This window comes from Sphingobium aromaticiconvertens (genome assembly GCF_037154075.1).
Classification (GTDB): Bacteria; Pseudomonadota; Alphaproteobacteria; order Sphingomonadales; family Sphingomonadaceae; genus Sphingobium; species Sphingobium aromaticiconvertens.
Genome location: NZ_JBANRJ010000001.1, coordinates 1,225,140 through 1,246,686, shown reverse-complemented (window position 1 = coordinate 1,246,686; position 21,547 = coordinate 1,225,140). Strand labels below are relative to the sequence as shown.

Sequence of the window (21,547 nt, the reverse complement as noted above, 5' to 3'; positions counted from 1 at the left end):
CACCCCCATTTTTGTTTCCAATCGCAATTAAATCAGAAGCGCAACTTGCCGCTCATGAAGAAAGCACGACCAAGAACGTCATAGACATTCGGATAAGTATTCGACTGTTCGCCGTTACCACCGTTCTGAGCGGACGCCGACAACGGGGGCTTCTTGTTGAATGCGTTGTTCATACCGCCAGTAAGCGTGAAGTTCTCGCTGGCATCGAAGCTGAATGCGAAATCAACATAGCTCTGAGCCTTTGACCGTTCAAAGAAGAACGTCTGGTCATCATTATCGTCACGGACCGGACCCAGGTAGCGCCAGGCTGCGGAGAAAGTGGCCGGTCCCGTGATGAACGTTGCACGAGCGGTGTGCTTCCATTTCGGAGTAGGCTGGCCACAGCTGTTACCGAAGCGGCCCGCGCATTCGTTCACGATAGGAATACCCACGATCGGCGTGAAGTCGAACTTGAGCAAACGCGAACCGTTGAAGGCGAGAGCGATCCGATTATCGCCGCCGATCGGAAACGAATAGTTCACGCCGACATCAATGCCGTTCGTCTTGAGACCGCCCGAATTCAGGTTCGTATCAACGATCCTATCGACCTGTCCATCGGCATTGCGGCTGATGGAATCGCAATATTGATCAAGGCCCTGAACATAGCAGGCCTGGAACAGGTTGCTCTGTCCGAGACGCGAGATGTAACCATCGATTTTGATATTATAATAATCGACGGTTGCCGAGAAGCCCGGCAGGAAGGTCGGCGTAAGCACGCCGCCAACGGTCCAGGTCGTCGACTTTTCCTCACGCAGGTCGGGATTACCCAGGACCGTCGTTGGGGGGTTGACGAGGGCAGGATCCGAAAGGGAGGTGCTGCCCAACGCTGTCTGAGGCACGCCACCGGCAAGACATGCCTGTGCCAGAGCACCTGTTGTTGCTGCCGCCGTTGCGCAAGGATCCTCCGCGCCGTCGAAGCTGACTGTCTGACCAAGGAAGAGTTCGTTGACGCTGGGACCGCGAATGGCCTTCTGATACTGGCCACGGAAACCAACGCCCTTGATCGGCTCATACAGGCCGCCTGCTGCCCAGGTAAAGACATTGCCGACCGCATTGGAATAGTTGGAATAACGCGCCGCGCCGTTCAATTCCAGACGGTTGGCGAAGGCCTGATCGGCCAGCAGTGGAATGTTCACTTCGCCGAAAAACTCGGTGACGCTATATTCGCCCTGCGTCGGCGCGCCAGGGTTGAAGCCCGCGACGTTGCCCGATGCCAGATTCTGGTCGGGATCGGTCCGGCCGCTTTCCTTACGCCATTCCGCACCCAGAGCCACGCCGACACCACCTGCGCCCAAGTCGAAAAGTTCGGAGTTGGTGAGAGCGAAAGTGGCAACCTGCGTGGTATATTCTTCTATGTTGGTCGCACCCAGCCCCAGATAATTGACAGCCTCTGGGCTGAGATTGCCAATACCGAACAAGTTGGCGGGAACGCATGAGGCAACACCATTGGCACAAACCAGATTACCGCCACCAGCTACCCCGGGGATGGGATTGCCACTCAACGCACCGGTGGTGGGATCCTGGAAGGCGGTCGTTACCGAACCCAGGAAATTGGCGAGATTGACGTTACCGGTCTGGCGCTGCGTATTCTTCGTACGAGCATACATGTAGGAGCCGTCATAGCTCCAGCCCGAACCGATATCGCCCTTCATGCCGAGCAGGACACGGAAAGCGTTACGCTCATCCTGCTGGGTACGCGGACCGATGCCGGTCGTACGGAATCCATAATTGTTGGTCGTAATGTAACCGTCACCATCCGTATCCAGAGCGCGGAATGTTGCCTGGGTAGACGGTGCGAAAAACGGCGAATTGACGTGCAGGCGCAGCGGGCCAAGCGAACCCGCGTCCGCACCCGTACCCAGCGGCGTGGAGTTGCCAATCGGCGTCGCCGCCAGTTCCCCGGTTACGCGGTTGTTGATGAACTGACCCTGCAGATAGGGCTGAAACGCATCCGAAATTTCGTAACGCGCCATAGTCGAAATGATGAAGCGCTTCTGCGGGACCTGCAAGAAATTGACCGGTGCATAATTATAGGCGTCGGTCGTCGAATCATAAGGAGATATTGTACCGTCAGGCGCGAAATCTACTCCGTTGCCGTTCGGCAGCGTAACACGCCCCTGCGGAACCGAGCCAGAGCCGCCGAAGAACACGAAGGGATTGCCATCGTCATCGACATCTTCCTGCAACGCGTTACGCGAAAAACCACGTGCCTGAGCATAAACCGACTTGCGGTCATAATAACCGATATGGGTGACGATATTACCGCGACCGTCAGCAAAGTTCGCACCGATCGTGCCATTGACGTCCCAATATTGGCCATCGCCCTTGTCGGTCAGGCCATAAGTCGAATTAAGCTCAATACCCTCAAAATCCTGCTTCAGGACGAAATTGACCACGCCGGCGATCGCATCCGAACCATATACTGCCGAACGGCCACCCGTGACCACATCAACTCGCTCAATCAGCGCCGAAGGAATGGTGTTGAGATCGACGACCTGAGTCGTATCAAACGAAACGTAACGACGACCATCGACCAAGACGAGCGTACGCTGCGTACCTAGGTTACGAAGGTTGACCGTGGCGATGCCACCACCGGGATTGTTGTCCGCGCCGCTGGTCGAACCCGTAACCTGCGGCATGCTATTAAGCACATTCTCGACGTTGGTTGCGCCGCGAAGCGCAAATTCCTGTGCCGCCACGACGGAAACCGGGCTTGCCTGTTCCAGATCGGGCCGTGCGATACGCGACCCCGTCACGATGATGACATCGTTCTGGGCGTCGTCAGCAGCTCCCTGCGCTTCCTGCGCGAATGCCGACGCAGAGATGAGCGCCGCGCCCAGTATTACCGGTGCGACGCCGGCGCGCAGAAGCGCGATCTTCGAAATATTCTTCACTATCCAGTCCCTTGCTCTGGAGTAACGACGGGCATTGCCCGCCATGACTATTGCTTGCGCGTGAAGAAGCCCTTTTACGTCCGCTACCTCCCTGAATTCAGGAACGAACGATCAAGGTGCCCGACAGCATATTTCCTCACGCGGGCTGCGGTCATGTTGCGCGGGTGCGCGCAGGCTGTAAAGCAGGCCTTCAGTCCGCGCGCTGCTTTTGGGCGGCGATGTAGCAATTTTACAACATGGCCATCAAAACTGCGCAAACGCCGCCAGTTAAATAATTATATTCCCGACATTTATGCATCAGTGTTCCTTTTGGTCGGCCTGCAGCCATGCGATGTGAGAATTGGGGGCACATGAACGGTTGGTTGCATGCTGCTGCTTCATTCTGCCATGATGCTGGCGTCACAATCAGGACGCGCCACTGCACGATGGCACGGCACGAAAAGGGAATGAGCGGAACCATGCGCAATTCGGGACTCACCGCAATAATCGGCCTAATCATGACGCTGGGACTGGCGAATGATGCATTGGCCGCCCCCCCAAGCCAACCACGCCCGGAAATCTTCGTTCGCCTGCTCGACTGCCGGACAATCACTGATTCCGCCGCGCGTCTCGCCTGTTACGATCGCCAGGTCGGCGCCATGGAAACCGCTTCGCAGAATGACGAGGTCGTCGTTCTGGACAAGGAAGAACTGAAGAAGACCCGTCGCTCGCTATTCGGCTTCAGCCTCCCAAAACTCCCATTTCTTGGCGACAATGATGGCGATCAGGCAGAGGGTGCACAGACCGAATTCACGACGATCGAGGCAAAGCTGAGCGCCGTGCGCAACCTGGGCTATGGCAAATGGTCTTTCCGGTTGGATGACGGCGCCGAGTGGCAGACGACGGAAGCAATCCCCACCCGTTCACCCAAAACCGGCATGGCGATCAAGATCAAGCGCGCAGCCATGGGCAGCTTCATGGGCAGCGTGAACGGCTGGCCGTCGGTTCGCATGAAACGGGTCAGCTGAAATCCAGGGATCAACCGCCCGGCATCACCCCTGCCAGCAACAGCGGGTCGATGCGGGCATCGTTCCATTTCATGCCCCAGTGTAGATGCGGTCCCGTTGCGCGGCCGGTTGCGCCTATCGCACCAATGCGCTGCCCCTGCCGCACCACATCGCCCGCCTTGACGTCAATGCGCGACAAATGAAGGAAGGCGCTGTTGAGGCCATGACCATGGTCGATCATCAGCAGATTCCCCTCCAGCGTGAAGGGGTGATCGGCCGCCAGTATCACCACGCCATCAGCCGGTGCGATCACCGGTTCGCCTGTAGCGCCCGCTATATCCACCCCGCCATGATAGGCACCGGGGGCGCCCTGATAAATGCGCTGCGACCCGAACAGGCCGGAAATGCGGCCAGTTCGGGGCCAGATGAAAGTCTGCCGCCACCCCTGTGCATTGGACGCGACAGTGCGCGCGGCGGCAATCTGCGCCCGTTCCGGCGCGCGCAGCGCCATGAACGTCTCGCTATTCTTGGTAGGGCGTAACGGGGCATTCACGCGCTCGATCCGCCAGGCGCGGGGCGCAACACTGAGGGATTGGGCAAAAGCTCGGCCATCAGCAGTGCGAGCGGTCAGTATTGCAGAGGGCGGCGCATCACGGTCGAACGCGATCAGGAAACGGCCGTCGGCATCGACCGCGACGGGCGCACCATCAAACCGCAGCTCGATTGTGCCCGCAGGCGCCTTGCCCAGCACCGCCGCCCCTTGTGTGATCGGACGATCGAAGCGAAATACTGTCGTTGGCGTGGCCGCAGGCAGAGCCAGTGATGGCTGGGCAGCCACCTGCACCAGCCCCATCGCCAAAAAAGGCAGGCTGGCAAACAGGCAGCGACCAATCCTCATCGCGCCCGTGCGCCCTCTGCCTTTAGCTGCGCCTCGGTCGAGATTTCGGCGCTGGCATAGGGTTCCTGCCGGGCAATGCTCCAGTAGCGCAGATCTTCCAACGGGATTTTCCGACCAGTGACAGCGCACAGAACATGGTCGCCGGGCGCGAGAACGCGAAAACTATAGGCCATATAGTGGAGCCGGGCGGGGCGATCGCGGTTGGACATCAGCATCGGAACAACTTTCGGGTAAATAGGTCTGGCGAAGTGGCGCGTCAGGAAAACAGGTCTTCCTGCCGCCCTTCCGGCGACGGGCGTAGCTTGCGCGCTGGCTTCTCCTTACCGGATATATTGTCCGGGGCGGCTTTCTCAAGATTTTCACCAACCTGCGCCGCAACCATGCCGTCGGCAAAGCGCAACGTCACTATGCCCGCCGCCCGTGCGGCCCCTGTGTCACGCACGACCCGATCGCCCGCCATGACCAGCGCATAGCCACGCTTTAACGGCAGATCAGGATTGAGCGAGGCCAGCAACCGCGAAAGCCGGTCGAGCGCTACACTCGATTCATCCAGCCGCCGCGTCAGATAATCTGGCCGTGGCCGCAACCGGTCCAGCCGCTCGCCCGCGCGCTGTAGATGCTGACGCAGCAATGCCGGACGCAATGCACCAGCCTTGTCGGCCAGAGCGGCCCGCGCCACCGCCACACGATGAGTCAGCCCCCGGCCCAACCGGTCGGACAAATCGTCCGCCTTTTGCCGCTGGGGCGCCAGCAGCATGTCCGGGGTCGGCATCAACCGCGCCTGCATGTCCAGCCGCTCGCGCGCTTGCCCCGCGCCGCGCCTGACCGCGCGGTCCATCCGCAGCCGCTGCTCGGCCAGCATCGCCAGCAGGTCGGCGCGCACCGGCACCGCCATTTCCGCAGCGGCAGTCGGGGTAGGCGCGCGCACGTCCGCCGCATAGTCGCACAGCGTCGTATCGGTTTCATGCCCTACGGCGGAGATGGTCGGAATGCTGCATTCCGCCACGGCGCGGACCACGATCTCCTCGTTGAAAGACCACAGATCCTCGATCGAGCCACCACCGCGTGCAACAATCACAAGATCGGGGCGCGGTAATGGGCCTTCGGCGGGCATCGCGGAAAAACCCCGCACCGCACGCGCCACCTGGGCCGCCGCCCCCTCGCCCTGCACCAGCACCGGCCAGAGCAGGACATTGGTTGGACAGCGATCCGCCAGCCGATGAAGGATATCGCGAATCACTGCGCCCGTGGGCGAGGTAACGACGCCGATGGTACGCGGCAAAAAAGGCAGGCGGCGCTTGCGATCCGGCGCAAACAGCCCTTCGGCCGCCAGCTTCGCCTTGAGCTTTTCGAGGAGTGCCATCAGCGCGCCCTCGCCCGCCAGTTCCATCCGCTCGATCACGATCTGATATTTGGAACGGCCCGGATAGGTGGTGAGCTTGCCGGTGGCGATCACCTCCACCCCATCCTGCGGCGAAAAGGCCAGCCGACCGGCCCCGCCCTTCCACATCACCCCGTCGATGACGGCATTGTCATCCTTCAGCGCGAGATAAAGGTGGCCCGAGGCCGCGCGCTTGAACCCCGAAATCTCGCCGCGCAGGCGTACATGGCCGAACCGATCCTCGACCGTGCGCTTCAATAATCCAGACAATTCGCTCACACTGAGCGGCGGCGCGTTGTCGCCCGCGCGATCCTCCGCTAACAGGCGGCCCGAAACGTCGTAACCAGCGTCAAACTCCGGGGACATGGCCGAAATGAATATCCTTCTGCTTGGCGGCGGTGGCCGTGAACATGCGTTGGCATGGAAACTGGCGCAATCGCCGATGCTTTCCACCCTTTATGCCGCGCCGGGCAATCCGGGCATAGCGCAGCATGCCGAACTGGTCGACCTCGATCCGACCGATCACCGCACCGTACTGGACTTTTGCATCCGCCATTCGATCGGGCTGGTCGTCATTGGGCCGGAAGCGCCGCTGGTCGATGGCCTTGCCGACAATCTACGCACCATGGGCGTGCCGGTATTCGGCCCCAACAAGAAGGCTGCGCAACTGGAAGGCTCAAAGGGCTTCACCAAGGATCTATGCAAGCGCGCGAACATCCCCACCGCCGCCTATGAACGGGTAACAAGCAAGGACGGCGCCGTTGCCGCGCTGAATGATTTCGCGCTGCCCGTGGTTATCAAGGCCGACGGGCTGGCGGCGGGCAAGGGCGTCATTATCGCCGAAACGCGCGAGGAAGCGGAAACGGCGCTCGACACCATGTTCTCCGGCAGCTTCGGCGCCGCGGGCGAGGAAGTGGTGATCGAGGAGTTTATGACCGGCGAGGAAGCGAGCTTCTTCGCCCTGACCGACGGCACCGCCATTCTGCCGTTCGGCTCGGCCCAGGATCACAAGCGGGTGGGCGACGGCGATACCGGTCCCAATACCGGCGGCATGGGTGCCTATAGTCCCGCACGGGTGCTGACGGCGGCGCTGGAAGCCGATGTGATCGAACGGATCATCAAGCCGACCGTGGACACGATGCGGGCCGAGGGCATGCCCTATTCGGGGGTGCTGTACGCGGGCCTGATGCTGACTGATGAAGGCCCCAAGCTGATCGAATATAATGCCCGTTTCGGCGATCCCGAATGCCAGGTGCTGATGATGCGCTTCGACGGTGATCTCGCCGCACTGCTGCTCAGCGTGGCCGAGGGACGGCTGGCGGACGAAGGGCCGGTCACGTTGGCGGATCGCACCGCCCTGACCGTGGTGATGGCGGCAAACGGCTATCCCGGCACGCCGGAAAAGGGCGGCGCGATCAACGGCATTGCCGCCGCCGATGCGATGGGGGCCAAGGTCTTTCATGCCGGGACCAGCGATACGGGCGGCGCGATCGTGGCGAACGGCGGACGCGTGCTTAATGTCACGGCGACCGGGGCCAGCGTCGGCGAAGCGCAGGCGGCTGCCTATACGGCTGTCGATACGATCGATTTCCCCACCGGCTTCTGCCGTCGCGACATTGGCTGGCGCGAAGTCGCGCGCGAACGCGGCTGAAGGGGTAGTATCGACGGATATTCACGCCTAGATTGACCGGCAACAAGTCAATGGAGGGACGGATGCAGGAATTTTTCGCGGACTATGGGCTGTGGCTGCTGATCGCGCTGCTGATCCTCATCGGACTTATTTTCCTGTTGTCGGGACGTTCGAAGGACAATGCACCTGCCAAGGTCGAAAAGACGATCGAAACCAGCCCCTTACCCGCCGCAGCAATCGCGCCCGAGCCGATAGCCGTTGAGCCGGTTACGCCAGAGCCTGTGGCGCCAAAGCCTGTAGTGGTGGAGCAGATCCCGGTTGCGGTTGCCCCGCCGCCGCCCGTCGCTCCGGTCGAAGCTGCGCCGGTCGCGCCATCGCCCGCAGCCATCGTGGCAGAGACGAGCGAAGATGACCTGGCCCGATTGAAGGGCGTAGGTCCAAAGCTGAAGACCCAGCTCATCACGCTGGGCGTGACTCGCTTCGCCCAGATCGCCGCCTGGACCGACACGGATATCGCCACGATCGACGCGCAGCTTGGCTCTTTCAAGGGCCGCCCGGTCCGCGACCAGTGGGTAGATCAGGCCAAATATCTGGCCGCAGGCGATGTCGCTGGGTTCGAGGCCAAATACGGCAAGCTGTAAACCGGCTATTCGCGCTTCAGCAAATCCCGCGTGCGGCCTTCCAGCCGTTCGACGGCGGCGGCATGAATGCCGGGCGCGCAGCATAATATGCCAAAGGCGGTGGGCTTTGGCCGGTTGAACGCCAGCGGTGCGCCCAGCGCATCGGTAACGCGGGCACCGGCCTCCCATGCGATCAGAGCCGCCGCCGCAATGTCCCACTCATTGCCCCAGCGGATGGTGGCAACCAGGTCGGCGTCATCCGCCGCAACCATCGCCATGCGCAGCGCAATGCTGTTGGGCTTTTCCACAGCGACCAGATCGCTGTCGACGCGAGGCAACTGGTCGGCCGGAACGCGCGCGCCGGGCAGCGCCATGCGACTGCTGGCGATGAGCGGTCGACCGTTGCGTGTCGCACCCTGCCCCGCCTGCGCGATCCACAATTCGTTACGCGCAGGCGCGGCAAGCACAGCCAGGCGCACGCGTCCCTCCTCAACCAGCGCGACCGACACCGCCCAACCCGCCCGCCCGCGCAGATAATCGCGCGTGCCGTCGATCGGATCGACCACCCAGACGCGTGGCAGGTCCAGGCGATGCACGGTGTCAGCGGTCTCTTCCGACAGCCAGCCCGCCTCCGGATCGATGGCGGACAACCGCTCGCGCAGCAGCGTATTCACCTCCAGATCCGCCTCGCACACCATTTCGCCGGGGGTCTTTTCCCAGCGCCGCACGGTCGTCTCGCCCCCCGCCCACAGCGTCAGGGCATGGTCCGCAGCCTCCGAGACAGCGGCAACCATCGCGCGCAGTTGGGCATCAGGCCCCGGCAATGGTCATCCCGTCGATCCGCAGCGTCGGTACATTCATCGCATAGCGGAAGGAAAGGTCGCTTGCGGGCACCAGATTGCGGAACATCTCCTTGAGTGAGCCGGCGATGGTGATTTCCGACACCGCCTGCACCACCGCGCCATTTTCAATGAGGAAGCCGGACGCCCCCCGACTATAATCGCCGGTAACGGTATTAACGCCCATGCCGATCAGTTCGGTAACGTAGAGGCCGTGCTTGACATCGGCCATCAACTCGCCCGGACTGATCGTGCCCGGTTCCATATGGACGTTGGTGATCCCCGCACCGGGCGCACCGCTGGTCCCGCGACTGGCATGGCCCGTGGGCTCCAGACCCAGTTGGCGGGCCGAGGCGCTGTCCATCAGCCAGCCCGTCAGCACACCCATCTCGATAAGCGCGCGACGCTCGGTCGGCAGGCCTTCGCCATCGAATGGGCGGGAGCGCAGACCACGGACCAGCAATGGATTGTCGATGATGGTGACGCTGGCGTCGAACAACGCCTCGCCCAGACTGTCGAGCAGGAAGCTCGACCGGCGGGCGATGGCCGGGCCGACGATACCGCTGATGAGATGACCGACCAGCCCCGATCCTACGCGCGGATCGAACACGACCGGCATGACCCCGCTGGGCACCTTGACCGGGTTGAGCCGAGAGACAGCGCGCTGGCCCGCACGCACGCCGATCGCCTCGGGGTCGTCCAGATCTTCCAGATGCCGCACCGAATGGCTGGCATAGTCACGCTGCATGTCCGAGCCGGTGCCCGCGAGCACGCTCGCATAGGTAGAATGCGAGGTCGCGGCATAGCTGCCCGCAAAACCATGGCTGGTGACAAGCGCGATCTGACTGCGCCCATTCGACGCGCCGCCGCCTTCGCTGTTGGTGATGCCGGGCACGCCGCGCGCCGCATCCTCCGCGATCATCGCCCGCTCGCGCAGGGTCGCAGGCTCCGGCTCTTCTTCGTCGGCCAGATCCAGTCCCAGGCCGCTGGCGCGTTTGCGCATCAGCCGGTCTTCGGGCGCAAGGCCCGCATAGGGATCTTCGGGCGCCTCCCGCGCCATCGCCACGCAGCGGTCGACCAGCGTCGCCAGCGTGACCGGGTTCATGTCGGACGCCGAAATAGTCGCAGAGCGCTGGCCGACGAAGACGCGCAGGCCGATTTCCTCGCCTTCCGACCGTTCGACATCCTCCAACTGGCCAAGGCGCACCGACACATTGGTGGAGGCGTTGCAGACATAGAGGGCGTCGGCCGCATCCGCGCCTGCCTTGCGCGCTGCGCCGACCAAATCTTCGGCGCGTTGCTGTGCGTCTTCAAGGCTGAGCATGGCGGGTCATTATATCCTTGGGCGTGGGAAGGCCCAGCGCCTTACGCGCTGGAGATCGGGGGTGCAATGCACACATCATTCGCTGACTCCGTCGATCCGTTCCAGCCAGTGGGTCAGCAGATGATAGGCGACCGCCATCGGTGGCGGCGCAATGAAAGGCGCGTCCGGCGCACCGGCCAGCGCCGCGCGCACCCCTGCCGCATCGCACCAGAAGGCGTCCTCAATCTCGGTCTGGTCCAGCGTCAGCGCGTCGTCATCTGTCTGCGCGATGCAAGCGATCATTAGCGAGGAAGGGAAGGGCCAGGGCTGGCTCATGACATAGCGGACCGAGTGAACGGTAATCCCGGCCTCTTCCCACAATTCGCGGGCGACGGCTTCCTCGATCGTCTCGCCCGGCTCGACGAAGCCCGCCAACGCGGAATAGCGACCGGCCGGGAAACGCGGCTGACGGCCAAGCAGGATACGCCCTTGATGCTCGGCCAGCATGATGGTGACGGGATCGACACGCGGAAAATGCTCTGCGTTGCAAGTGCCGCAACTACGCTGCCAGCCGCCCTTGGCGGGCGTTGTCGGCGATCCGCAAGTCGAACAAAAGCCATGACGCGCATGCCAGTCGATCAGGCTGCGCGCCGTGCCGTAGAGGGCGAGCTGGTCGGGCGGCAAATGCCCCGCAAGCGCCCAGACGGCAGGCGAATGCGCCCCGGCGTGGGGCACGTCGGTGGCGAGGGTCACGAAGATCGGCCGGTCGCCATCGACCCCCAGCAGCACATGGTCATCCAGCATCGCGCCGGGCGGCAGCGCCTGCGTGGCAAGCAGGCCGTTCGCCTCGACCGGCTCCAGTCCTTCCAGCACCAATCGGCATGCCTTGCTATAGCCGAAGGCCTGGGTCAGCAGGTTCGGATTAGTACGGACATGGTCGGCACGATCAAGCGTCCCACCCACGAAGCCCGGCAGACTATGCGGCATCCTCATCCTTTCCTGTCGGCGATCACGGCATCGGCTGCACGGCGGAACAGGGTGGGAAGCCCCGCGTCGCCCAGCCTGTCGATCGGCCACCATTCGCCTTCCCCCGCAGGATCGGCTGATCCATCCAGATGGGCATGATGGACCGTCAATGCCAGCGCGAAATGCGTGAAGATGTGGGAAATGGGCTGATCCACGGTTCTCCAGTCGGCAGACAGGGGCGGCGCGGCATCGGGCGTGGCGCTCCAGTCCGACGAGGGCAAGGCGCGCATTCCGCCCAGCAGCCCCTTGTCCGGGCGGCGGATCAGCCACAATTTCCCGTCGCGCTCCATCCACCAGCCATGACCCAGCCGATGGGGCCGGACCTTTTTCGGCGCCTTCACCGGAAAAGCGGCGGGATCGGCGGTGCGGACCGCCGCGCAATCGAGCCGCAGCGGACATATGCCGCAGGCGGGCGCCCGCACGGTGCAGATGGTCGCGCCCAGATCCATCATCGCCTGCGCGAAATCCCCTGCCCGCGCGTCCGGCGTGATCGTCTCCGTGGCGGCGCGAATTTCGGTGCGCGCGGCTGGCATCGGCGTCGTAATCGCGAATAGCCGGGCGACCACCCGTTCCACATTAGCATCGACCACGACCGCACGACGACCAAAGGCGATCGCCGCAACGGCGGCGGCGGTATAGACGCCGACCCCCGGCAAGGCGCGCAATCCTTCCTCCGTATCGGGAAAGACACCGCCATGCTCGCCCGCTACTGCGCGAGCGCAGGCCAGCAGATTACGCGCCCGCGCATAATAGCCAAGGCCTGCCCATGCGGCCATGACATCGGCGTCGGGTGCGGCGGCGAGCGACTCGACCGATGGCCAGCGCTGCGTGAAGGCCTCAAAATAGGGGCGGACGGCGGCCACCGTCGTTTGCTGCAGCATCACCTCCGACAGCCAGACCCGATAGGGATCGGTGGCATTCGCGCCCGGTTGCGCGCGCCAAGGCAGCGTTCGGGCATGGACGTCATAATGCGCGAGCAGATCTACTGCTATGTTCGGATCAGCTATTTTCGATCGGGGCGTCTCGACGGGCATGGCCGCGCTATGCCATTAAGCAACGCATGACGGAACGCCCCGACCCAAAGAAAAAGCCGACCCGCAAGGGGGCCGCCGCAGAGCGTCCGCGTATCGGCGCACCGCGCGCCATCGCCGACCTTATGCCGGAAATTGGCCGGGCGGCCTTCCGCAAATTCGGCTTCGTCCAGTCAAGCATCGTGACACGCTGGGCCGATATTGTCGGGAAAAATTATTCCGACATAAGCTGCCCCGAATCGATCCGCTTCCCTGTCGGGAAAAAGGCGGGCGGCACGCTGCAACTGACGGTGATGAGTGGCCATGCGCCGATGGTCCAGCATATGCTGCCCGACATTATCGAGCGGGTGAACCGTTTCTTCGGCTATGCCGCGGTCGCCAAAGTGGCGATGCGACAGGGCGAAATCACACCCACCAGCCCCGAACGGCGGCCCCCGCCCCGCAACCTCAAACCCCTGCCGGTGGAACTGGGCGATTCGCTGCGCGACATTGGCGACCCGGAATTGCGCGCGGTGCTCGAATCGCTGGCGCAGGGGCTTGCCAATTCCAGCGGACTGCCCAAGATCGGCTGATCATTCGGCCCCCGTTCATGCCCAAGCCTCTAGCGGACGACCTCCCATGAAAAAGCTGCTTCTGCCCCTTGCTCTTCTTGCCCTACCAGTCGCGCTGGTCGCGGCCCCCGCAATCGATTGGGCATCACGTGTCGCCCTCTCCCCGATCGGCGGCCACAGGATGGGCAATCCGGCCGCACCGACCAAAATAGTCGAATATGTGAGCTATACGTGCAGCCATTGCGCCCATTTCGTGGGCGAGGCGAGCGCGCCGTTGAAGGCCGACTATGTGAAGGGCGGCAAGGTCAGCGTGGAAGCGCGCAACGCCGTGCGCGACAAATATGATCTGACCGCCGCGCTGCTGGCGCGCTGTGGCGGCACGGCCCGCTTCTTTGGCAATCATGAAGCGCTGTTCGCCAATCAGGATGGCTGGATGCCCCAGGTCGAGGCGTATGACGCGCAGGGAACCAAGCCTGCCGAACAGATCCCGGCCCTGCGCGACATCGGCCAGAAGACCGGCCTCTACACGCTGATGGGCAAACGCGGTTTTACTCCACAGCAACTGGACCAGTGCATCGGTGACCCGGCGGCGATGAAACATATCCTCGCCATGACCAACGAAGCCTGGAAGCAGGTGAAGATCACGGGCACACCGGGCTTCACCGTCAACGGCAAGCTGGTCGATGGTGCGACCTGGGACGCGCTCCGCGCCGCATTGCCGGGCGGCCCCAAGTAGACTTGCGCCGCATTGCCGGGCGCTCGTAAGTAAACTAAAAGCCCTGACATCCATCGGAGCCAAGATCATTCTCATGAAACTGAAGCCTGTTCCAGCCTTTACCACCCTGGCCCTTATCGCCCTTCCCCTCGCGCTCGCCGCCTGCGGCAAGGAGGGTGACAAGCCCGCCGCTCCCACCGGCGAGCCGGTCGCCGCGGTCGCGGCCCCGGCGGGTACCAACTGGGCCGAAACGATCAACCAGACCCCCGATGGTCATTTCGTCATGGGCAATCCACAGGCGAAAATACGGCTCGTCGAATATGGCTCCTACACATGCAGCCACTGCCGCGATTTTTCCGAAAGCGCGAGTCCCGAGATCCGCGACATCGTCAACAGCGGCAAGATGAGCTTTGAGTTCCGCAACTATGTCCGCGATCCGATGGACATGGCGACGGCGCTGCTGGCCCGCTGCGGCGGCAAGGATATTTTCTATCCGTTGTCCGAGCAGTTTTTCGGCTATCAGAACAGCCTGTTTGAAAAGGCGCAGGCGATGGGCGATCAGGCCTATCAGGCGACGATGGCCGCACCGCCTGCCGAACGCTTCACCCGTCTGGCGACCGCAGTTGGCCTGATCGATTATGCCAAGCAGCGCGGCATCGCGGAGGATCAGGCGAAACAGTGCCTGGGCGACACCAAGGCGGCCGAGACACTGGCCAAGGGCGTGGAAAAGGCCAATGCCGATTATCAGATCACCGGTACGCCCAGCTTCCTTATCAATGGCGTGCTGGTCGACAATGCCACGACCTGGCCGATCGTGAAGGCGAAGCTGAAGGAAGCGGGGATCTGATTGGCTCGGGGGGGCCACTCCTGCCTGATTCCTTGCGCTGCTGACGCGGCGATCCTGCGTTTTGCGGGCCTCTTCCGGGCGCGCACGATCCCATGCAGATAAAGCGCCTCAAGCTTTCCGGCTTCAAAAGCTTCGTCGACGCGACCGAATTGCGGATCGAGCCGGGCCTGACCGGCATCGTCGGCCCCAATGGCTGCGGCAAGTCCAACCTGCTGGAAGCCATCCGCTGGGTGATGGGCGAAGCCAGCGCCAAATCGATGCGCGGCGGCGGCATGGAGGATGTGATCTTCGCCGGCACCGCCACCCGGCCGCAACGCGACTTTGCCGAAGTGTCGCTGCTGACGATGCAGGAACAGGGCGAACTTTTCTCCGCCGTCGATGTCGGCGCCGATGGCGAAGTGGAGGTGATGCGCCGGATCGAGCGCGGCGCGGGTAGTGCCTATCGCGCCAATGGCCGCGACGTGCGCGCCAAGGACATTGCGCTGGTCTTCGCCGACGCCGCGACCGGTGCGCACAGTCCGGCACTGGTCAGTCAGGGGAAGATCGCCGCCGTCATCGCCGCCCGCCCGCAGGAACGGCGCGCGATGCTGGAGGAAGCCGCCGGCATCGCGGGCCTGCATGTGCGGCGCCGGGATGCCGAACAGAAGCTGCGCGCGGCCGAGACGAACCTTTCCCGGCTGGACGAGATACTGGCCGACATGGACGTGCGCGCCAATGCGCTGCGGCGGCAGGCCAAGGCGGCGGAGCGCTATATCCGCCTGTCGCAGGAGATACGGGTCGCCGAAGCGCGCGTGATCTTTGCCCGCTGGCGCGAGGCTGCGGCGAGTGCCGATGCCGCGCGGGCCGAAGCGAAGGCAGCGGAAACCGCAGTCGCAGCCGCACAGGAAGCGCAAATGGCCGCCGCCGCTTACGCGCAAGCCGCCGTGCAGACTCTGGCGGAGCGCCGGACGCAGGCGCAGGCGACGCGCGATGCCGCAAGCGAAGCCAATCACCGACTGAGCGCGCTGGGTACCGAGCGCGACGCAGCAGTGCGCCGCTTGGTTGACCTGACCGCGCAGGCCGCCAGACTGGAGGAAGACCGCGCGCGTGAAGGATCACTGGCGCATGACGCCGCCGAAGCGATCGCCCGGCTGACGAGCGAGGCGGCCAGCCTGAAGACCCGGATCGCCGAAACCGAGGCGACCCGGCCCGCCTTTGCCGAACGGCTATCCATGGCAGAAAACGAAGCGCGCGATGCCGAACTAGACTTGGCCAGGGCGATGGCGAAGCAGGCGGGTGAGCAGGCCGAACTGCGCGTGGCGGAAGCGGCTCTGACCGCCTCCCGCACCCGGCTGGAACGCGCAGAGCAGGCGGTGAAGCGGCTGGAGGGCGAAGCGGCCACCCTGCCCAATGCCGCTCCGCTGGAAACCCGGCGCGATGCTGCGGCGCAGGCGCGACGGCAAGCAACCCAACAGAGTGCCGAGGCGGAACTGGCGATTGGCACAGCCGAAGCGACGCGCGCCGATGCTGCCTGCATACGCGGCGAGGCGCAGGCTACACTCGCATCGGCGCGGGCGACGCTGGCGGCGCTGGACAGCGAGGCGGCTGCACTGACCCGCGCGGTCGAGAGTGGCGGGACGGGTAAACTCCGCGCACTCGACCAGTTGAAGGCTGCGCCCGGCTATGAGCGGGCCTTGGCCGCTGCGCTCGGCGATGATCTGGAAGCGCCGATCGGTACGGAGGGCAAGCAGCGCTGGAGCGGCGCAGCGGCCCTGCCCGGTGATCCGCAAGTGCCGGAGGGCTGCACGCCGCTGGCCGATCATGTAACCGCGCCGCCGGAACTGGCGCGACGGTTGGCGCAGGTCGCCGTGGCGCAAGTCGATGCGGGTCCGCCACTGGCAGTCGGGCAGCGACTTGTGACGCTGGATGGTATCCTGCGGCGCTGGGATGGTTATGTCGCGACGGAGGGCGGAGCCGCGGCCGCGGAACGGCTGATCCGGCTCAACCGCCTGGAGGCGATTGCAGCGGCTCGCCCGGCGGCGGCGACGGCCGTCGATGCTGCGCAGGCGGTGCAGGAGGACGCCGGACGGGACGAGGCCACGGCTACCACGGCTCTGGCCGCCGGGCGCTCCGCCTTGGCGCAGGCCGAACAGCAACTTCGCGCCGCGATTCGCGCTGGGGACGAATCTGCCACCGCGCTGGAACGGTTGGCGGGGCGACGCGAAGCGGTCGAGGAACGGTTGGCGGAGGCACGCCGCGATCAAACGGCCGCATCGACCGACCATGACAAGGCGCAGGCAACCCGCACCGCTATGCCCGATGGTAGCGAAACGCGCGCGCTGGTGGCAGCCTTGTCCCAGCAAAGCGATCAGGCCCGCGCGCGGGTCGGGCAGTTGCAGGCCGAACGCGCAATGGCGGAGCGTGCGCTGGCGGGCGACCGCGAGCGGCTGGCGGCGACCGACAGCGAGGCGAAGGGCTGGCGCGGGCGCGCGGGCGAGGCGGCAAAGCGCATTGCTGGTATGGCCAGCCGGGGCGAAGACATCGCAAAAGAACGCGCCGCCATCGGGGAGCAGCCCGAAAAGCTGGCGAGCGCCATCGCCGACCTGACGACGCAAAGCAGCACGCTGGCGCAAACCGCCAACGCCGCGCGGCAGGCGGAGAACGACGCCGAGAATATGCTGCGGACAGCCGAGCAGACCGCTGCGACCGCAGCCGAAACATTGGCGCAAGCGCGCGAGGCACGGGCCGGGGCCGCGGCGCGGGCGGAGGCCGCCGACGAGCGGCGGATGGAGATGAACCGCCTGTCGGGCGAGCGGTTTGAATGTCCCCCACCGCTATTGCCCGAGCGGCTGGACTTTGCCAGCGCCGACATCCGCCTCGCCCAGACCGAGCAGGGCGAGCATGATCGCCTGTCCGCCGACCGCGAGCGGATCGGGCCGGTCAATCTGGTCGCAGCAAAAGAGCTGGCCGATCTGGAGGAGACGCAGGCGACCAGCCGGGCCGAAAGCGAGGAATTGACGCAGGCCATCCATCGGCTGCGCGGCTCCATCGGCAGCCTCAATCGCGAAGGGCGGCAGCGATTGCTCGCCGCGTTCGGGGCGGTGGACGGGCATTTCCGCCGTCTTTTCACTACCCTTTTCAATGGCGGACAGGCGCATCTGGAACTGATCGACAGCGACGATCCGCTGGAGGCGGGGCTGGAGATCATGGCCCAGCCACCGGGCAAAAAGCTGTCCGCGCTGACCCTGTTATCCGGTGGTGAGCAGGCGCTGACCGCCGTGGCGCTTATATTCGGCCTGTTCCTTACCAATCCTGCGCCGATCTGCGTGCTGGACGAGGTGGATGCCCCGCTGGACGACGCCAATGTCGAACGCTTCTGCGACCTGCTCGACGCGATGGTGGCGCAAACCGCGACCCGCTACCTGATCGTCACCCACAATGCCGTGACGATGGCGCGAATGCACCGGTTGTTCGGCGTGACGATGGTGGAGCGTGGCGTCAGTCGGCTGGTATCGGTCGATCTGGGCGGAGCGGAAGCGCTGCTGGCGGCGGAGTAGCGGGCCGTCTCAGCGCTTGCGGCGGTGCAGATGTGGATGGCGTACCCAATGCCCCATGCGGCGAAACAGACCGCGCTTCTCGATCGCTTCGAACATCTCCTCCGGCCCTTCGGGATCCAATATCTCATTATCGGCCAGCCATGCCTGCACATCATTGAGATTGGGCGTGACATAGGCGCGCAGGGTGCGGCCGGGCTTGTCACGCAGTTCCTCTATCCCCGCGACCAGCCCGCGCTCCGCCAGTATCTTCGCCACCCGCTCTACCGGCAAGTCGAGATGTTCGGCGATCAGGTCGTCGCGGATTGCGCGGATCGTGTCCCCCTGACCGGCATTGGCCGCCAACGCCGTGTCGATCGTCATATCGCATTCGGTGTCGAGCCGCATCGAGCGATTATTCATGTTGGAGGAGCCGACCCGCACGATCCGATCGTCCACGATCAGGATTTTGGCGTGGACATAGATGGGCACGCCGCGCGCCGTGAAGGGGTGATAAAGGGCCAGCCGCCCATGGACATCGCGCGCGCGCAACGCCTCCACCAGCCGCGCGCGGGCGGTATCCATCGCCTGCTGCTCCAGCCAGCCGTCCGCCTGCTCCGGGTTGACGATGACGATCTGCGGACCATCCGGCTCGTCCAGCCGCCGGGCCATGGCCTCTGCGATCCGGCGGGAGGCGAAATACTGGCTTTCGGCATAGATGCTGTGCTTCGCAGCGGCGATCTGGTTGCAGTAAAGCTGCTCGATCTCCGTCACTTCGGCCTGATCATCCATCTTCGGCGCGGTGCGGGCGATGGCGACATCGACATCATGGAACTGGACGGCCAGATCGTCCGGCCAACAATCCTGTATGCCCTTGATCGGCGTCAGATCGCCGCCGCCAGCGCCCTTCCAGCGGGCACGGGCGTGGTCGCCCAGCGCCGCAGCGAACGGCCCTTTCAGCGCCGTCGTCGCATCATGCCATGGGCCATAGTAGGAGCCGTCGGGATGACGGCGGGCGGGATCGTCATCGCGGTGGTGGCGCGTATCCCACCGGTCGCCGGTCATGTCGATGCCGCCACAAAAAGCGAAACAATCGTCGATCACCACGATCTTCTGATGATGCGAGGCGGCGGGCGGATGATGCGCGTCCAGCTTCACGGTGATGCGCGGATGCCGCATCCATTTGAGCAGGGTGACGATGGTGCTTCCGCGAAAGAGCGATTTGATCGCACCCATGTCCCAGCGGAGCAGATAGATATGCAGGTCGGGCCGCTGTTCGACCAGCCAACTGATGAAATCACCGATGATGATAGGCGCGCCATCATCGGCCTCATCCTGCCGCAGCAGGGTGATGCGCGCGTCAAAGTCCCAGCCGATCAGCATGATCCGCTTTTGCGCCTTCAGCATCGCAGCGCGGGCGTGACGGAAATAGTCCTCGGCATCGACTATGACGCTGGCGGCATTGGCATGCTCGATCCGCCAGCAGTCTTTTCCGGGCTGCGGCGCTTTGCTCATGCGCTGCCGACGACGAGGCAGGCGAGGAACATCAGCAAACCAGCAAAGCGGTTGGACCGGAACTTGATGAGGGGGTCGGCGCCATCCTCCTTCAACGTCGCGACCTGCCACAACAGATGCACCCCCATCGGCGCGAGCGCGAGCAAAGCCAGAGGCTGAGGCCGGACCTGCCAGATGGCGACGGCCCACAAGACAAGCGCCAGCCCATAGCAAAAGGTCACGCCACCGCGCACATGCTGCCCCATGGCCAGCGCGCTGGACTTGATCCCGACCAGCGCGTCATCCTCCCTATCCTGCAACGCATAGATGGTGTCATAGCCCACGACCCAGACGATCGACCCGGCATAAAGGAGCAGGCCCGGCAGCGACAAGGCGCCCGCAACCTCGCTCCAACCCACCAGCGCCGCCCAGGAAAAGACGAGGCCCAGCCAGATTTGTGGCCACCAGGTGATCCGCTTCATGAAGGGATAGGCCGCGACCAGTCCCAGCGAACAGAGCGCGACCACCTGCGCATAGGGCCGCAATTGGAACAGGACGACAAGCCCCAACAGGCACAGCCCCAGCAACCAGACCCACGCCACCTTGAGCGATGTCGCGCCGCTGGCGAGCGGGCGGACGGCGGTGCGCGCGACTTGCCGGTCCAGGTCGCGATCAACGATATCGTTGAAGACACAGCCCGCGCCGCGCATCGCGATGCTGCCCAGCAACAACCACGCGATCAGCGGCCAGCGCGCGACTCCGCCCCCGGCAAGCGCGACGCTCCATGCGCCGGGCCAGAAGAGCAGCCACCAGCCGATCGGCCGGTCAAACCGCGCGAGCAGCGCCAGATTACGCGCGCCCTGCGGCAGACGCGCAACCAGACCGCGCGCTTCGCTGTCGGGAACGATGGTGTCTGTCACTCGGTCTCCATTTGTCCCGTGCTTGATCGGGGCGCTGTTATCTCGACTTCTCCCGGCATGACCGGCATTAGAGGGCCGTCCACAAAATCGAAAGACGCAAATGACCGCAATCCCCGCCTGGCCGCCACAAAGCGCCCCGCGCCTCTATGTCGCTACAGCGCTGGGCGAAGGTGTCTCCGTGCAGGTAGACGGCAATGCTGCCCATTATCTGATCAGCGTGATGCGGGTAAAGGCTGACGACATCGTGCTGCTGTTCGATGGACGGTCGGGCGAATGGGCCGCCCGCGCCCGCGACATTCGCAAGCGCGACCTTATGCTGGATTGCGTGAGCCAGACCAAGCCACCCGAAACGGTGCCCGATTTCTGGCTGTGCTGCGCCCCGATCCGCAAGGGACGCATCGACCTGATCGCGGAGAAAGCGTGCGAACTGGGTGTCGCCAAGCTGCAACCCGTGCTGACCCGACGCGCAGTGGTGGACAAGCTGAACCTCGATCGACTGCACACGCATCTGGTCGAAGCGGCCGAGCAATGCGGACGCACCGCGCTGCCCGAATTGGGGGAGATGGTGAAGCTGGACGTCCTGCTGCGAAACTGGCCCGCCGACCGCCACCTGTTCTTCGCCGACGAGACAGGGGGCGTGCCAATTGGACAGGCGCTTGGGAGCCATCGCGGGCCAGCCGCTTTCGTCATCGGGCCAGAGGGTGGTTTCGATCCGATCGAGCGCGAGGCGATCCGCGCTCATCCCTGCGCGGTGCCCGTTTCGCTGGGACCGCGCATCCTGCGCGCGGAGACGGCTGCGCTGGCTGCTACGGCCATCTGGATGGGGTTGAACGGTGACTGGAATGAGGACGAGCTTTAGTT

General features: G+C 64.1%; 18 protein-coding genes. 8 read left to right on the top strand and 10 right to left on the bottom strand.

What is annotated here, in order from left to right:
* Positions 1-32: 32 nt before the first annotated feature.
* Complete coding sequence (locus WFR25_RS06000) at positions 33-2,933, bottom strand: TonB-dependent receptor domain-containing protein (RefSeq protein ID WP_336969524.1); 2,901 nt, start codon at positions 2,931-2,933, stop codon at positions 33-35.
* A 458-nt stretch (positions 2,934-3,391) separates the two neighbouring features.
* Here WFR25_RS06000 and WFR25_RS05995 point away from each other — a divergent pair, with 458 nt between their 5' ends.
* Positions 3,392-3,940 carry a hypothetical protein gene (locus tag WFR25_RS05995; protein WP_336969521.1) on the top strand — a complete coding sequence of 183 codons (549 nt, stop codon included), beginning with the start codon at positions 3,392-3,394 and terminating at the stop codon, positions 3,938-3,940.
* A 10-nt stretch (positions 3,941-3,950) separates the two neighbouring features.
* Here WFR25_RS05995 and WFR25_RS05990 read toward each other — a convergent pair whose 3' ends face one another.
* From WFR25_RS05990 to xseA, 3 genes are read right to left on the bottom strand one after another with little or no spacing between them, the layout of a single operon-like run.
* The gene (locus tag WFR25_RS05990; protein WP_336969518.1) at positions 3,951-4,817 is read right to left on the bottom strand and encodes a M23 family metallopeptidase; all 867 of its coding nucleotides are present in this window, start codon (positions 4,815-4,817) and stop codon (positions 3,951-3,953) included.
* Positions 4,814-5,032 carry a DUF2093 domain-containing protein gene (locus tag WFR25_RS05985; RefSeq protein ID WP_336969516.1) on the bottom strand — a complete coding sequence of 73 codons (219 nt, stop codon included), beginning with the start codon at positions 5,030-5,032 and terminating at the stop codon, positions 4,814-4,816. The genes WFR25_RS05990 and WFR25_RS05985 overlap by 4 nt, the downstream gene beginning before the upstream one ends.
* A gap of 41 nt (positions 5,033-5,073) precedes the next feature.
* Positions 5,074-6,564, bottom strand: a complete 1,491-nt coding sequence (gene xseA, locus WFR25_RS05980) for an exodeoxyribonuclease VII large subunit (protein ID WP_336969513.1) — start codon at positions 6,562-6,564, stop codon at positions 5,074-5,076.
* 7 nt (positions 6,565-6,571) lie between these two features.
* On the opposite strand from xseA, the gene purD reads away from it, so the two are divergent.
* The gene (gene purD, locus WFR25_RS05975) at positions 6,572-7,849 is read left to right on the top strand and encodes a phosphoribosylamine--glycine ligase (RefSeq protein WP_336969510.1); all 1,278 of its coding nucleotides are present in this window, start codon (positions 6,572-6,574) and stop codon (positions 7,847-7,849) included.
* Positions 7,850-7,911: 62 nt separating this feature from the next.
* Positions 7,912-8,469: a hypothetical protein gene (locus WFR25_RS05970; protein ID WP_336969508.1), complete on the top strand. Its 558-nt coding sequence runs from the start codon at positions 7,912-7,914 to the stop codon at positions 8,467-8,469.
* A gap of 5 nt (positions 8,470-8,474) precedes the next feature.
* Here WFR25_RS05970 and WFR25_RS05965 read toward each other — a convergent pair whose 3' ends face one another.
* The 4 genes from WFR25_RS05965 to WFR25_RS05950 form a co-directional block, all read right to left on the bottom strand.
* Positions 8,475-9,242 carry a 3'(2'),5'-bisphosphate nucleotidase CysQ gene (locus tag WFR25_RS05965; protein WP_336974733.1) on the bottom strand — a complete coding sequence of 256 codons (768 nt, stop codon included), beginning with the start codon at positions 9,240-9,242 and terminating at the stop codon, positions 8,475-8,477.
* 16 nt (positions 9,243-9,258) lie between these two features.
* A complete protein-coding gene (locus WFR25_RS05960; protein WP_336969505.1) occupies positions 9,259-10,611 on the bottom strand; it encodes a TldD/PmbA family protein in 1,353 nt (450 codons plus the stop codon).
* 75 nt (positions 10,612-10,686) lie between these two features.
* Positions 10,687-11,577 carry an NAD(+) diphosphatase gene (nudC, locus tag WFR25_RS05955; protein ID WP_336969503.1) on the bottom strand — a complete coding sequence of 297 codons (891 nt, stop codon included), beginning with the start codon at positions 11,575-11,577 and terminating at the stop codon, positions 10,687-10,689.
* A 2-nt stretch (positions 11,578-11,579) separates the two neighbouring features.
* Positions 11,580-12,650 carry an A/G-specific adenine glycosylase gene (locus tag WFR25_RS05950; protein ID WP_336969502.1) on the bottom strand — a complete coding sequence of 357 codons (1,071 nt, stop codon included), beginning with the start codon at positions 12,648-12,650 and terminating at the stop codon, positions 11,580-11,582.
* A gap of 26 nt (positions 12,651-12,676) precedes the next feature.
* Between WFR25_RS05950 and WFR25_RS05945 the strand changes: the two genes are divergently transcribed.
* From WFR25_RS05945 to smc, 4 genes are all read left to right on the top strand, one after another.
* A complete protein-coding gene (locus WFR25_RS05945) occupies positions 12,677-13,219 on the top strand; it encodes a DUF721 domain-containing protein (RefSeq protein WP_336969498.1) in 543 nt (180 codons plus the stop codon).
* Positions 13,220-13,265: 46 nt separating this feature from the next.
* Positions 13,266-13,934 carry a thioredoxin domain-containing protein gene (locus WFR25_RS05940; protein ID WP_336969496.1) on the top strand — a complete coding sequence of 223 codons (669 nt, stop codon included), beginning with the start codon at positions 13,266-13,268 and terminating at the stop codon, positions 13,932-13,934.
* A 73-nt stretch (positions 13,935-14,007) separates the two neighbouring features.
* Entirely contained in the window at positions 14,008-14,760 is a 753-nt protein-coding gene (locus WFR25_RS05935; RefSeq protein ID WP_336969493.1) for a DsbA family protein, read from the top strand.
* Between the two features lie 92 nt (positions 14,761-14,852).
* A complete protein-coding gene (gene smc / locus WFR25_RS05930; protein ID WP_336969490.1) occupies positions 14,853-18,296 on the top strand; it encodes a chromosome segregation protein SMC in 3,444 nt (1,147 codons plus the stop codon).
* A gap of 9 nt (positions 18,297-18,305) precedes the next feature.
* On the opposite strand, the gene WFR25_RS05925 is transcribed toward smc, so the two are convergent.
* Positions 18,306-19,787, bottom strand: a complete 1,482-nt coding sequence (locus WFR25_RS05925) for a phospholipase D-like domain-containing protein (protein ID WP_336969488.1) — start codon at positions 19,785-19,787, stop codon at positions 18,306-18,308.
* Positions 19,784-20,686: a 4-hydroxybenzoate octaprenyltransferase gene (gene ubiA, locus WFR25_RS05920; RefSeq protein WP_336969485.1), complete on the bottom strand. Its 903-nt coding sequence runs from the start codon at positions 20,684-20,686 to the stop codon at positions 19,784-19,786. Before ubiA ends, WFR25_RS05925 begins: the two co-directional genes overlap by 4 nt.
* A gap of 100 nt (positions 20,687-20,786) precedes the next feature.
* On the opposite strand from ubiA, the gene WFR25_RS05915 reads away from it, so the two are divergent.
* A complete protein-coding gene (locus WFR25_RS05915; RefSeq protein WP_336969483.1) occupies positions 20,787-21,545 on the top strand; it encodes a 16S rRNA (uracil(1498)-N(3))-methyltransferase in 759 nt (252 codons plus the stop codon).
* Positions 21,546-21,547 lie beyond the last annotated feature (2 nt).